Source organism: Allorhizobium sp. Av2 (assembly GCF_021462805.2).
GTDB classification, from domain to species: domain Bacteria; phylum Pseudomonadota; class Alphaproteobacteria; order Rhizobiales; family Rhizobiaceae; genus Allorhizobium; species Allorhizobium vitis_G.
Window position 1 is genome coordinate 2804484 of sequence record NZ_CP192696.1, and the last position, 14983, is coordinate 2819466.

The following is a 14983-nucleotide window of genomic DNA, read 5'->3' on the forward strand; positions in this document are numbered from 1 at the left end:
AACACTGGGAACCGGTTTTCGATGCCGTGCAATGCTCGTACACAGACAGTTGCCCGGCCCAGGTCAAGAAACCCAGGGCCGGGCAAGCACCTTATGAGCTCCAGCGGAAGTCGCTGCCCGACATGTTGTCGGCGGTCTTGCCGGACAAGGTCATCTGCATATCTACCGTCCCGTCACCATTGGTATCGACAAACAGAGTTGCCGTATCATTGACGAAATAGGCTTCCGAATTGCCGCTGGCCGAAAGGCTAGTTGATGTCCCAAGGTAGGAGAAGGTGCCGGTCAGCCCGCTGATCACCAGCTTGTCCTCACCATTGACGAAGTCGGTGATCTTGTCCGGGTTCGACGTGGTCGACTTGTCCGCGGAGGTGAAGGTGAAGAGGTCGGATCCGGCCCCGCCCGTTACCGTATCGGCGCCGCTGCTCATATAGATCGTGTCATTGCCGGCGCCCAGGTCCACCGTGGTATTGGTGCTGCCCGACAGCACGATCAAATCGGCCCCCGTACTACCGGTGATATACTCGATATTGGCCGTGGTCAGCGTCGAGGCGGAGCCGAGCGTCAGCTTGTCCTCACCGTTGCCCAGATCAATCGTCACGCCTGTATACTGGCCGGAAATGGTGATCGTATCGTCATAGGCGGAGCCAACCAGGGTTTCGACACTGGAAACGGTCGCGGTCGCGGCTTTCTCAAAGTTCAGGTAATCCGCGCCTGTACCCATGAAATACTGGCCGTTGGAGATTTCCGTGTCCCTGATATAGACCACATCGGCATTGCTGCCGCCGGTGACGGATTCGACATTATAAAGGCTGATCGTATTGGTATAATTGCCGAGCGTGACCACGTCGTTGCCGTCGGCCAGGTTGAGTTCGATGCCCGTCGCCTGAGCACCGATAGTCACCTTGTCGTCGCCGGATCCACCCGTGACCGTCTCCACACCGACGATTGTTACCGTGCTTGTCGAGGACGCCAGCTTTACTTCGTCTTTCCCACCACTTAGATAGTTGCCATCGGCATCTTTTAGATAATTGCCATCCGCATCTTTATCGTAGGACTGGCCCAGCGAGATATAACCGCTATAGGTACTGCTGTTGATGGCAATGAAATCGACCAGGGACTGACCGATGATGGTTTCCGCATTCGCCACCGTCACCGTATTGGTCGTATCAGCCAGCGTCAGCTTGTCGGAACCATCGCCCAGATCGATAAACCCACCGGTCCATTGCGTGGCCAGCGTGATGATGTCGGCATTGGAGCCACCATTGACCGTCTCAACGTTGGAAACCGTTGCCGTCAGGCCCGCGCTCCAGTTCAGGGTATCCTGGCCAGCGCCCAGATCAAGAGTTGCCCCGCCGATCGAACCGCTGACCGTCAGGATATCGTCGCCGGTTGACCCGACCACCGTTTCGACATTGGCGATCGTGACGGTTCCGGATTCGCCGAACGTCAGCAGGTCATTGCCGCTGCCCAGATCCAGCGTGCCGCCGGTATAGACGCCAGACAAGGTGATGTCGTCGATCATCGAGCCGCCAGTCACCGTTTCGATATTTTCCACCGTAACCGTATTGTTGGCGGAAGACAGGATCAGGCGGTCACTGCCAGCATTGAGATTGATGAAGCCACCCGTAATCTGTTCACCAAGGGTGATGACGTCGCTGCCGACATCGCCGAGGATGGATTCCGCGCCGGTGACGGTGACAGTGCCACCCAGTTCCGACATTTGCAGAACATCGTCGCCGGCCCCAAGCTTGATCGTGGTTGCCGTTATCGCGTCGGAAAACTCGACCGTATCGTCTCCCTCACCACCGGTCACCGTTTCGACACCCGACAGGGTCACCGTGTTGCCGGATGCCGAGAAGATGACACCATCCTGACCTGCGCCCAGGTTGATATAGCCCGATGCACCTTCGGCAAGCGTGATAAGATCGGCGGCAGCACCACCCGTCACTGTTTCAACGCCTGAAACGGTCGCCGTGCCGCCGACATCGCCGATGATGAACTGGTCATTGCCGGCACCAAGCGAAATCGTGCCACCGGTCATATAGGCGGAAAGGGTAATGATGTCGTCGACAGCCGACCCGACAATCGTTTCGATGCTGGAGACCGTCAGCGTACCGCCTTCACCCGCCAGCGTCAGGCTGTCAAGACCATTGCCGAGATTGAGGGTCATGCCGGTCGTGCTGGAGGCCAGCGTGAACACGTCGCTGTTGGTGCCCCCGGTGATGCTTTCCACATTGGCAAGTGTGGCCGTATTGGCATAATTGCCGAAGATAACGGTGTCATTGCCATCGCCAAGGTCAATATCGACACTGGTGACTGTCGCGTTGAACCGGATGACTTCATCGCCGGTACCACCGATGATCGTCTCCACATTGGCAGCCGTGACCGATCCACCATTATCCTGGAATTTCAAGATATCGTTGCCACCACCCAGATCGATCATGGTCGCGCCGCCGACCGTGCCGATGACGACCGTATCCGAACCGGAACCGCCGGTGATGGTTTCGACATTGGAAATCGTGATGAGGTTCTTCATGGCGGTCGCGTCGGCGTCGTCGACATCGGCCATGATGATGGTATCGATGCCGTCGGCAAGATCGATACTGCCCTTGAACCCACTGGCAAGGATGATTTTCTGGGTTCCGGCTCCGCCTACCAGCGTTTCGACATTCTGCACGGTCACAGTCGCACTGCCACCGACCGTCAACGTATCGTCACCAGCACCAAGATCGATCGTGCCAATGGTCACGGTTCCTGAAACCGTCACGACGTCGTCCGCCGCACCGCCGATAATCGTTTCGATATTGACCGCGGTCAGGGTGCCGCCCTCGTCACTCAGCGTCAGCTTGTCGAGGCCCTTGCCGAGGTCGATCGTACCGGCAGAAATGTCGGTACCGAGCGTGATGACGTCGCTGGACGTGCCAGCATTGATGGTCTCGACGTTCAAAATCATCGCGGTATTGTTGAAATTGCCGAAGGTGACGCTGTCATTGCCCGCACCCAGGTCGAGATAGACGTCCTGCGCGGCGCGATCAAACTTAACGACGTCGATGCCGTCATCGCCGATGATGCTCTCGATATTGCGGGCGGTGATCGTGCCACCTTTCATGATGGTCACCGTATCGTTGCCGGTACCCAGATCGATCAGCGAGCCGGTAATGGCGCTGGTGATATACACTTGATCGGTCTCGGTGCCGCCGACGATGGTTTCAATCCCGGCAATGGAAACGGTATTATCAAAATCACCCATCGTGAGCTTGTCGGAGCCGGAGCCGAGCGAGATCAGATTGCCGGTCAACAGGGTCTTGTAAAGGATCTGCTCGCTGGCGGAACTGCCCAGAATTGTCTCGACGTTTGAAATGGTCAAGGTTCGTCCGGAACCGGTAAGCGTCAATGTATCATCGCCGCCCTTAAGGTCGATATCGCCACCTGTCGAGGCGACCGAGAAACTGATCGTGTCTTCACCATCACCGCCGATCAAGGTTTCGACACCGGAAATATTGATGGTGTTGGAACCATCGGCCAGGGTCAGCTTGTCCATGCCGGTGCTGAGATTGATCGTGCCCTTGGTCAGCTCGGTGGTCAGCGTGATGATGTCGCTGGAACTGTCGCCGGTAATGGTTTCGACATTAGCGAAAGTGACATTGTTGTTGTACTTGCCCAGGGTTACGCGGTCGCCATCGTCGTCCAGATCGATCAGGCCGCCGGTTATCTGCGTTTTGAAAATAATATAGTCTTTGGTTTCACTGCCGATGATATTCTCGACATTTTTCAAGGTGGCGGTGCCGCCGTCCTCATTGAAGACCAGTGTATCTTCGCCAGCTCCGAGATCGATCAAGCCGCCGGACTTGGCCTCCTGCATGTAGATAAAATCGCTGCCCGAGCCACCATAGATCGTTTCAACACCATAGACACTGACGGAATTGGTATAATTTCCCAGAACGAGCGTATCATTGCCGCCATTCAGAGAAACATATCCACCGGTAAACGCACTCCCGATCGTGACGTGATCGCTTCCGCTCGATCCGACGATGCTTTCGGCACCTGAGATTGTCAGCTTATTGGTATAATTGCTGAGAACGACAGTATCATCGCCTTCACCGGCATCAATATTGAAATTGGAAGCCTTGCTGTTCAGCTGAATGCGGTCGTCGCCGCTGCCAGCCACGATTGTTTCGGTATTGGAGACATAGACCGTGCCGCCGCCATCGCCCAGGCTGACAGAGTCGTTGCCGGAACCGAGATCCACGCGGCGCGTCTGATCGCCGCTTTTATTCTCCATAATCACGATATCGGACTTGGTACTGCCGGTAACCGTCTCAACATCGATCAGGGTGAGCGAATTATCGAATTTGCCGAGGATCACCCGGTCCGAACCGGTTCCGAGATCGATATAGGTTCCGAGCGCCTGGGCGCTCATCGTCAAATAGTCATTGCCCTGGCCAGCGACGATCGTTTCCACATTGAGGATGGTTGCGGTGACGCCAAGGTCTGAAAAGGTCAGGCTGTCGATGCCCGCGCCCAGATCGATGTAACCTGAGGTAGCCTTGGTATCGTAAAAAATCGAATCCGCACCGGTACCGCCCAAAACGGATTCGACATTGGACAATGTCACATCATTGTCGAAATTGCCAAGGATCAGCTTGTCGCTGCCACCACCAAGATCAAGGTAAGCGCCCGAAACCTGATCGGTCAGGAGAATAATGTCCGTTGCACTCGTTCCAGTCAAACCATCAAGACTGCTTACAGTCGTTGTCTTATTAGACGTTGCCACGGCAAATCCCCATTGTGGTAATTGCCGACGCAGGTCAGCAACAAAGCGTTTAGTCGACATACGCTCGACCGGCGATCATGGGGAAAGATAGGAAGCGAAGCTGTCGCGAAACTTGCCATATGGTCGATTAGCAACCCAAAAGCCGTAAAGGAATGGCGAGACACGCCCTGGCAAACGTCACCGCCATTCCGGCAGCGCAGGGCTCAGTCCAGGCAATTCGGTTTAGCCAAAGGATATGCTGAACAGCAACAAGGCCGCCTTGCCGAGCGCCACAATCACGCCGGCGACGACCACAATCGACAGAAGAAACACCACACTGCCCGCCAGGGCGTAAAGCCCGTCCTTCTCCAGAAGCGCGAAGGCAAACAGCGACAGGGCAATGGCTGGCAGGATATTGCCGAGCGGAATGGGCAATGCGAGAATGATGGCCAGAATGAAGGCCATGATCCCCAGAAGGTTTTCCGCCGGTCCCCGTACCAGCAGACCGAAGCGCGGCTTCAGCAGCCTCTCGCCCCGGGCAAGCCAGGGCACGATCCTGGCGACGATGGCGGAAAAATCGGCCCGTGCCAGTGAGCGTTTGGTGATCCAGCCCGGCAACCAGGGCTGCCAGCCCAGCATCAACTGTGCCGCCAGAAAGACCAGCGGCGCGCCTGTTATGGCGGATGTACCAGGCGGGGTCGGCACGATATTGGGAAGCGCGAAGATCAGGATCAATGCGCCGAAAGCCCGGTCGCCGAGCGCCTCGAAAATATCACCAATAGAGACCCGCGCCCGCGTTTCATCCTCGGCAATCCGAAACAGGATCTGCGAAAGCGGCAGGGCCGCCGTCTGCTCCGCTTCACCGCCTACTCTCTGATCCATTACCGCTCCTCAAAGGTCGATACGGAACCCGAAAAGCGCTCCGCAGCGAACGGCATATGGAAACTCCCGGACGCCAGCGCAAGGGCAAGACGATGGCGTAAGGACGAGCGGTGCTTACACCGTTTCCTGCACCAGATGACCCGCCGAGACCTCCCGGTAATGGCGCGCGGGCGGTTCATAGCCCAGGGGTCGCACCGGGCTCTTGATTTCATCGGTCGACATTTGCCGGGTGATATTGCGACGCGCCGGATCGGGCACCGGCACCGCGGCGATCAGCTTTTTGGTATACGGATGCTGCGGATTATCGAACACCGCCTGGCGCGGTCCGATCTCGACGATTTCACCCAGATACATTACCGCCACCCGGTGGCTGACGCGCTCCACCACCGCCATGTCGTGGGAAATGAACAGATAGGCGAGATTGAAGCTTTCCTGCAAATCGAGCAGGAGATTGCAGACCTGGGCCTTGATCGAGACATCAAGCGCCGACACCGCCTCGTCGGCAACGATGACTTTCGGGTCGAGCATCAGCGAGCGGGCAATGGCGACGCGCTGGCGCTGGCCGCCGGAAAACTCATGCGGATAGCGGCGCATCATATCGGCGCTGAGGCCCACACGCTGCAACAGATCGGCAGCCTTTTCGCGCGCCTGTGCCTTGGTGCCGAGATTATGCTCCAGAAACGGTTCCATCACAGCGGTGCCCACTGACATGCGCGGATCGAGGCTGGCAAAGGGGTCCTGAAACACCATCTGGATGCTGCGGCGCATCTTGCGCAGGGTGCTGCTGTCGAGCGACATGACATTATAACCGTCAAGCGCGATCGTGCCGCTGCTCGGCTCGATCAGCCGGGTGATCGAGCGGCCCGTCGTCGATTTGCCGCAACCGGATTCACCGACCAGCGACAGGGTCTCGCCGGGCCTGAGATCGAAGCTGACATTTTCCACCGCATGCACAGCGCCGGACTTGCGCCCCAGCAGGCCGGAGCGGATAGCAAAGCGGGTCGTCAGGTTTTTCACTTCGAGGATCGGGCGCGGCACCATGTCGAGCGCGCCGACTTCCGCCTCCTCGACCAGGGTGTCACCGGTTTTGATGTCGATCACCGGGAAGCGCATCGGCAAGGCATGACCGTTCATCGAACCGAGTTTCGGCACCGCCGACAACAGCGCCCGTGTATAGGGATGCTGACCACGGTTGAAAATATCGTCCGTCGTGCCGCCTTCGACCATTTCACCCCGGAACATCACGATGGTGCGGTCGGACACCTCTGCCACAACTCCCATGTCATGGGTGATGAACAGCACCGACATGCCCTCTTCTTCCTGCAAGACCTTGATCAGGTCGAGGATCTGGCCCTGGATGGTCACATCCAGCGCCGTGGTCGGCTCGTCGGCGATCAGCAGTTTAGGCTTGGTGGCCAGCGCCATGGCGATCATCACGCGCTGGCGCATGCCACCGGAAAACTGGTGAGGGAATTCATCAAACCGGCTTTTGGCATTGGGAATGCGGACCTTTTCCAACAGCCGGATCACTTCGGATTTCGCCTCTGCCCTGGAAATATCGCGGTGACACAGGATGGCCTCGGCGATCTGCTTGCCGATCGGGAAGATCGGGTTGAGGCTGGTCATCGGCTCCTGGAAGATCATCGCAATGTCATTGCCGCGCACCCGGCGCATCTCTTCCGGCGCCAGCGTCAGCAATTCGCGACCGTTCAGCTTGATGCTGCCCTCGATCCGGCTGAAATTCTTTGGCAGCAATTGCATGATCGACAGGGATGTCACACTCTTGCCCGAGCCGGATTCGCCGACAATGGCGACGGTCTCGCGCGGCGCGACATCGAAGCTCATATTGCGCACCACGGAAGACCACTGGTCGCCGATCCGAAACGAAGTGGTCAGATTGCGCACGGACAGAACCGGCTGGACAAGCTCGTTCTGCGTGGTGAGATCTTCAGCCATAGATGTGCTTTCCCCTGTTTTGGCCCCGATTTCACGACCGAGGCACTTTATAATTGATCCACCGCGACAAACACGGGAGACAGCCTGTCAGGCTGCCAAACCGGTTTCGGCCAATTCCACCCAATAGCTGATGCCATAGGGAATGGCCTCGTCATTGAAGTCATAGGCCGGGTGGTGAAGATTGGCGGTGTCGCCGACCCCTAGGAAAATGAAGGCGCCCGGACGGCTTTCCAGCATGTAGGAAAAATCCTCGGCGCCCATTTTCGGCGCCATGTCGGTCTTCACCCGGTTTTCGCCGGAGATCCTGGCGGCAACCGCGGCGGCAAACTCCGTCTCTTGCGCGTGGTTGAAGGTGACCGGATAGCCCCGGTGATAATGCACTTCGGCGATAGCACCATGCGCCATGGCCGTAGCACTTGCCACTTCCTGCACGCGCTTTTCGGCAAAATCACGGATCTGCGGCAGCAGGGTGCGCACGGTTCCGGTCAGGGTCACATCCATCGGAATGACATTATAGGCATCACCGCCATGGGTGGTGGTGACGCTGATAACCAGCGATTCCAGCGGATCGACGCCGCGCGACACGATCGACTGCAAGGCAATGATCACATGCGCCGAAACCAGGACCGGATCGACCGACATATGCGGCTGGGCGGCGTGGCTTCCCTTGCCCTTGATGACGATCTCGAACGTATCGGACGCCGCCATCAGCGACCCCTTGCGAATGGCGAAATCGCCAAGCGGCACGCCCGGCGCATTGTGCATGCCGAACACCTGGGAAATGCCGAACTTGTCCATCATTCCGTCCTGCACCATGGCAAGACCGCCGCCGCCGCCTTCTTCTGCTGGCTGGAAGATCACCGCAACCGAGCCTGCGAAATTACGGGTTTCGGCCAGGTGCTTCGCCGCGCCCAGCAACATGGCGGTGTGGCCGTCATGGCCGCAGGCATGCATCTTGCCCGGCACCGTCGAGGCCCATGGCGCGCCAGTGATTTCGGTGATCGGCAAGGCATCCATGTCGGCACGCATGCCAATGGTGGTGCCCTCGCCGCGATTGCCCTTGATGATGCCGACGACACCCGTTCTGCCAATGCCTGTTTCCACCACGTCGCAACCGAATTCCTTCAGCTTCTGCGTGACGAAAGCGGCTGTCTGATGCACATCGAACAACAGTTCCGGTGTCTGATGCAAATGGCGCCGCCAGCCTGCGACCTCTTCCTGCAAGGCGCTGGCACGGTTCAAAATGGGCATGAATGACCTCTTTTTGCTGTTCCCATACGGTTTTCGATGGCATACTGTTCATCAACTTTAGCGTTTTGCAAGTCGCAAATGCAATGAATGAACAAAAAATAGCCTGAAATGGCCACGGCCCAAAACTTAATCAGATCGCCGCTCTCAAGCCACGTTCGGATGCCAAACCGCCCCGTCATCTTGTCTGTTATTTTAGTAGATTAAACCTCTGCGTTCTTGACTCTGGGCGCCGTGCTGCGAAGCAATGCGTCATCTCAACCAAAGCAGGACACGGCAACCATGACATACAACAGGCCCTTAAGGGCACTATCGGCAGCCGCCATTTTCATAGCGACGGGAGCCGCAGCCACGGGAGCCCTTGTCAGCACCCCTGCTCTAGCCGCACGCGGCACGGACGGCGATGTGAAAATCCTGTTCTGGCAGGCCGTTTCCAATCTCAATCCCTATCTGTCGGGCGGCAGCAAGGAAGTCTACGCTGCCTCGATGGTGATCGAGCCGCTGGCGGGCTTTGACGAGCAGGGCAATCTGTTCACCCGACTTGCCGCCGAGATCCCCACCGTCGACAATGGCGGCATCGCCAAGGACATGACCTCCATCACCTGGAAATTGAAACCGGGCCTGACCTGGTCGGACGGCGGCACTGTCAGCGCCGATGACGTGGTATTCACCTGGAAATATTGCATGGCGCCCGGCGGCGGCTGCGCCCAGGCGGCCAAGTTCGACGGGGTAAAATCGGTGGAGGCCATCGACCCTTTGACCGTGAAGGTGACCTTCGATGCCCCCAAACCCTTTCCCTATAGCGCCTTCGTCGGCCAGCTCTCGCCGATCATTCAGCAGTCCCAGTTCAAGGATTGCCTGGGCGAAAAAGCACCGCAATGCACAGAGGCTAATTTCAAGCCGCATGGCACTGGACCCTTCGTCGTCCGGGATTTCAAAGCCAATGACGTCGTGCTGTTTGACGCCAATCCGCGCTACCGCGATCCGGCCAAGCCAGCTTTTGCGAGCATCACCCTGAAAGGTGGCGGCGATGCGATGTCTGCGGCCCGCGCCGTGCTGGAAACCGGCGAATATGATTTTGCCTGGAATACGGTGGTGGAGCCGGAAGTAACGGAATCCATGCTGAAAGCCGGCAAGGGCACCATGACCTCAGCCTTTAGCTCCACGGTCGAACGCATCCAACTCAACCCCTACGCCGTCGATGCGGCCCTCGGCGCTAAGCGCTCCACCAAGGAGGCCGGTCCCCATCCAGCCCTGTCAGACCCCAGGGTGCGCCGGGCGCTGGCGCTGGCCATCGACCGTGACGTGATCGTTGAAGCAGGCTATGGCGCCGCTGGCCAGCCAACCTGCAACATCATTCCCGCCCCGGATATTTTCGCCTCCAAGGCCAAGACCTGGTGCGGAAAGCAGGACCTGGACGGGGCCAACACATTGCTGGACGAAGCAGGCTGGAAAAAAGGCCCCGACGGCATCCGCGCAAAAGACGGCCGCAAACTGTCCTTCCTGTTCCTGACCACCACCAATTCGGTGCGCCAAGGCACGCAGGTTCTTGTCAAGGACATGTGGTCGCAGATCGGCGTCGAGACCGAATTGCGCAATGTCTCCGCTTCGGTGTTCTTCGGCGGCGACTCGGCCAGCCCCGACACCTACCAGAAGCTCTATGCCGATGTGCAAATGTATGCCAGCGGCTTTGAAAGCACCGATCCTGAGAAGTTCATGGGCGGCTTCACCTGCGAAAAGATCCCCACTCCCGCCAACAACTGGCAGGGTGAAAACATCGCCCGCTACTGCGATCCGGCCTATGACAAGCTGGTAGGGGAGCTGCGCAGGACCTCCGGCACCGAAAAGCGCGCCGAACTGGTCCGTAGCCTCAATGACATGATCGTCAATGACGGCCTGGTCATTCCGTTGGTCAATCGCGGCGAACCGTCAGCCATCTCGAACACACTGAAGGGTGCAAAGCTCAATCCGTGGGATTCACAGTTGTGGAATGTTGCGGATTGGACCCGTAGCAAGTAGGATCCATGACAAGAACCGCATATTGACACGCGACATGCTGGCGCCACTGACGCCAGCATGTCTGAAGCGCCTTGCCGCGAAATGGTACCTTGTGAATGGTGCCGTGGCCCGCACCCTATCCACAGTAGATGCATGGTCTCGCATTTTCCATCTTGAATGAAAAATAAGCTTGTGATTTTATAGCCCAAAATTTGGGCAAACCAATAATCAGGACAGGCAATCCGACCAGGCCCAGAGGGGATCAGGGCCATATACTCTCTAAATTCAGTGCCATTGAGGCAATGGGGAAAATTGGCAGCGTCCTTGCTTGCGCTGCCAGAAGAAAACTCTCGACCACGAGAATAACAAGGGAACAGCAAACCATGCGTAACATCCGGTTCATTCTGGCGGCATCCGTCGCGTCATTGATGATGACGGGCGCGCCAGCCATGGCTCAGCGCGGCAGTGACGGCGACCTGAAGATGCTTTTCTGGCAGGCCGTGTCCACCATGAACATCTATCTATCCGGTGGCACCAAGGAGCAATATGCATCCTCCATGGTCATCGAACCGCTGGCTGGCTTCGATGAAAAGGGCGAACTGGTTCCCAAGCTGGTCGATACCATCCCGACCGTTGAAAACGGCGGCGTCTCCAAGGATCTGACCAGCATCACCTGGAAGCTTTCGAACGGCATCAAATGGTCGGATGGCACGCCGGTTACCGCCGATGACGTGATCTTCACCTGGCAATATTGCACGGCAGACGGCGGCGGCTGCGCCCAGAAGCAGAAATATGATGGCGTAAAGAGCGTCGAAGCGCTTGATCCGCAGACCATAAAGGTGACGTTCACCTCGCCAAAGCCCTATCCTTATTCGGCTTTTGTCGGCTCGCAGGCGCCGATCATCCAGAAGGCCCAGTTCAAGGATTGCCTCGGCCCCAAGGCGCCGGAATGCACGGCTGCCAATTTTGCCCCTATCGGCACCGGCCCCTTCAAGGTCAAGGAATTCAAGCCGAACGACGTGATCACCTTCACGGCCAATGAAAACTACCGCGATCCGGCCAAGCCTGCCTTTGCAACCGCAACGCTGAAGGGCGGCGGCGATGCGCTGTCAGCGGCCCGCGCCGTGATGGAAACCGGCGAATACGACTATGCCTGGAACATGCAGGTCGAGCCTGAAGTGCTGGCGACAATGGAAGCCGCCGGCAAGGGCAAGATCATCACCGCTTTCGGCAGCCAGGTCGAGCGTATCAACCTCAATTTCACCAATGCCGATCCGGCACTGGGCGACAAGCGCTCCACCAAGGAAGGCGGCCCGCATCCGTCCCTGTCCGATCCGGCTGTGCGCAAGGCACTCTCCATGGCCATCGACCGCGACGTGATTGTCGAGGCGGGTTACGGCCTCGCTGGCAAGCCGACCTGCAACATCGTCCCCGGCCCGGATATCTATGTGTCCAACACCAATGACTGGTGCCTGAAGCAGGACATCGACGGCGCCAACAAGCTGCTGGACGATGCTGGCTGGAAAAAGGGCTCTGACGGTATTCGCGCCAAGAACGGCGTCAAGCTGAACTTCCTCTACCTGACCTCAACCAATTCCGTCCGCCAGGGTACCCAGGCGCTGGTCAAGGATATGTGGTCGCAGATCGGCGTTGGCGCTGAACTGCGCAACGTTTCGGCCTCGGTGTTCTTCGGTGGCGACCCGTCCAGCCCGGACACTTTCCAGAAATTCTACGCCGACGTTGAAATGTACACCAACAATTTCGACGGCACCGATCCGGAAGCCTATATGGCCGAATGGATGTGCGACAAGATTCCAAGCCCGGCAAACGGCTGGCAGGGTCAGAACATGCCGCGCTATTGCGATCCAGCCTATGACGCACTCGTCACCAAGCTTTCCCAGACCGCCAAGATCGAAGAGCGCGTCGAGATCGTCAAAAAGCTCAATGACATGCTGACGGAAGCCGGCGCGCATCTGCCGCTCGTCTATCGTGGCCAGCCTTCGGCTTTTGCTGCAAGTCTCAAGGGCATCAAGATGACCGGCTGGGACAGCGAGTTGTGGAACATCGCCGACTGGTCGCGCACCAAGTAACAGCGCCTTACCGGACCCGCATGACGCGGGTCCGGTGAGCTGGCAGGCGTCGGCCACCCTTGGGCGCCGAGGCCCGGTTCCAGCTTCATCTCTCCTCCCTGGCGCGCCCGGAGATATAAAATAATGTTTACCTATACGATCCGGCGATTGCTGTTTGCCATCCCGACCCTGCTGATCATCAGCTTCATCATTTTCGCGCTGCTGGCGATGGCCCCCAACAATCCGCTCGGTGATTTGCCGCTGACGATCCCGCCGGAAGTGCGCGAACAAATGCGCGCCGCCCTTGGCCTCGACCAGCCGATGATCGTCCGCTTCTTCCTGTGGCTGAAGCAGTTCTTCATCAATGAGCCGCTGAATATTTTCGAGCAGATCACCGGCCTGACCGTCGGCTCCGGCCAGCGCCTGCGGGTGCTGTCCTGGACCACCCGCAGCCCTGTCGTTGACCTGATCGTCCAGCGCATGCCGCAGACGCTCTGGGTTGTCGGCCTGTCCTATGTGTTCGGCGTGCTGCTGGCCATTCCGCTTGGCGTCATCTCCGCTTACAAGCAATATTCGATCTTCGATCAGATTGGCACCTTCGTTTCCATGGTCGGCTATTCCGTGCCGACCTTCTTTACCGGCGTGCTGCTGATCGTGATCTTCTCCTCGACCTTGCACTGGTTTCCCTCGGTCTACGATACCAATCTGCAAGTCGTGGATTGGACAAGCTTCGTCGCCCAGGTCAAGCAGATGGTGCTGCCGGTCATGGTGCTAACGCTCTATAATACCTCGCAGATCAGCCGTTTCGTGCGCGCTTCCATGCTGGATAATCTGCATCAGGACTATGTGCGCACCGCGCGCGCCAAGGGCGTCAAGGAAAAGACCGTGTTGCTGGTGCATGTGCTGCGCAACAGCCTGATCCCTGTTGTAACAGTGATTGCGCTCGGCGTGCCGACGATCTTTTCCGGCGCGATCATCACCGAGCAGATTTTCCGGGTCAACGGTCTTGGTCAATTGCTGATCACCGCCATCCAGAGCGGCGACCTGCCGCTGGTGCAGACGCTGACCTTCATCTTCGCCGTGCTGATCGTACTCTTCAATCTTATTGCCGACGTGTTGTACGGCATTCTCGATCCGAGGATCCGCTATGACTGATGCGCCCACCCTCGCCACCCAGGCCAAAGCCGACCGCTCGCAATCCTTCAGCGCCCAGCTCTGGGGCCAGTTCCGCCGCCATACCGGCGGGGTCATCGGCCTTGTGGTCTTCGTGCTGATCGTTATGGCCGTCTATGTCGGACCTTTGATTCACCGCGTCGATCCCAACAAGCTGAATATCCGCGACAAGAACCAGGGACCGTCCTGGGTTCATCCGTTCGGCACCGATAATCTCGGCCATGATCTGTTCGCACAGGTCCTGGCCGGCGGGCAAATCTCGCTGGCGGTCGGCATGGTGGCCATGTTGATTTCGCTGTTCGTCGGCACGCTGGTCGGTGTGCTCTCCGGCTATTTCAAGCGGATCGACGGACCGTTGATGCGCATCACCGACCTGTTCTTGGCTCTGCCGATCCTGCCGCTGCTGCTCGTCATCACCATGCTGTTTCGTGATGTGCTCCGCGCCGCCTTCGGCCCGGAAGCCGGGATTTTCATCCTGATCGTCTTCGTCATCGGCATTACCAGCTGGATGCACACCGCCCGCATCGTGCGCGGCGATGTGCTGACGGTGAAGAACCAGGAATTCGTGCTGGCCGCCAAGGCGAGCGGCATGCGCGAATACCGGGTGATCCTCAAGCATATTGTCCCCAATGTGCTCAGCTCGGTCATGGTCTCGGCCACGCTCGGCATTGCCTCGGCGATCATCACAGAGTCCGCATTGAGCTTCCTTGGTCTCGGCTTTCCCTCCGACTTTCCGACCTGGGGCCGCTTGCTCTATGACGGTGTAAACTTCCTGCAAATCACCCCTGCCCGCGCCATCTGGCCGGGTCTGGCGATTTCACTGACCGTGCTCAGCGTCAACTATATCGGCGATGGCATCCGTGATGCACTCGATCCGCGCTCTATGAAGCGCTGATCTTTATCC

Annotated in this window: 8 protein-coding genes; 4 read left to right on the top strand and 4 right to left on the bottom strand. The window is 58.2% G+C overall.

Annotated elements, in window-relative coordinates:
* Positions 1–91 precede the first annotated feature (91 nt).
* The 4 genes from FS819_RS13290 to FS819_RS13305 form a co-directional block, all read right to left on the bottom strand.
* Complete coding sequence (locus FS819_RS13290) at positions 92–4774, bottom strand: beta strand repeat-containing protein (RefSeq protein WP_156551086.1); 4683 nt, start codon at positions 4772–4774, stop codon at positions 92–94.
* Positions 4775–4996: 222 nt separating this feature from the next.
* A complete protein-coding gene (locus tag FS819_RS13295; RefSeq protein ID WP_156551088.1) occupies positions 4997–5635 on the bottom strand; it encodes an exopolysaccharide biosynthesis protein in 639 nt (212 codons plus the stop codon).
* A gap of 114 nt (positions 5636–5749) precedes the next feature.
* Positions 5750–7591 (bottom strand): ABC transporter ATP-binding protein, encoded by a 1842-nt coding sequence (locus FS819_RS13300; protein WP_156551089.1) that lies wholly within the window; start codon positions 7589–7591, stop codon positions 5750–5752.
* 87 nt (positions 7592–7678) lie between these two features.
* On the bottom strand, positions 7679–8842 hold the full coding sequence (locus tag FS819_RS13305; protein WP_070153391.1) for a M20 aminoacylase family protein: 1164 nt from the start codon (positions 8840–8842) through the stop codon (positions 7679–7681).
* Between the two features lie 279 nt (positions 8843–9121).
* On the opposite strand from FS819_RS13305, the gene FS819_RS13310 reads away from it, so the two are divergent.
* The 4 genes from FS819_RS13310 (at position 9122) to FS819_RS13325 (ending at position 14974) form a co-directional block, all read left to right on the top strand.
* Positions 9122–10858 (top strand): peptide ABC transporter substrate-binding protein, encoded by a 1737-nt coding sequence (locus FS819_RS13310; protein ID WP_156551090.1) that lies wholly within the window; start codon positions 9122–9124, stop codon positions 10856–10858.
* A 362-nt stretch (positions 10859–11220) separates the two neighbouring features.
* Positions 11221–12927 (top strand): peptide ABC transporter substrate-binding protein, encoded by a 1707-nt coding sequence (locus FS819_RS13315; protein ID WP_156551092.1) that lies wholly within the window; start codon positions 11221–11223, stop codon positions 12925–12927.
* Positions 12928–13050: 123 nt separating this feature from the next.
* Positions 13051–14061, top strand: a complete 1011-nt coding sequence (locus tag FS819_RS13320; RefSeq protein ID WP_015917205.1) for an ABC transporter permease — start codon at positions 13051–13053, stop codon at positions 14059–14061.
* Positions 14054–14974, top strand: coding sequence for an ABC transporter permease (locus tag FS819_RS13325; RefSeq protein ID WP_156551093.1), 921 nt, complete (start codon positions 14054–14056; stop codon positions 14972–14974). The genes FS819_RS13320 and FS819_RS13325 overlap by 8 nt, the downstream gene beginning before the upstream one ends.
* Positions 14975–14983 lie beyond the last annotated feature (9 nt).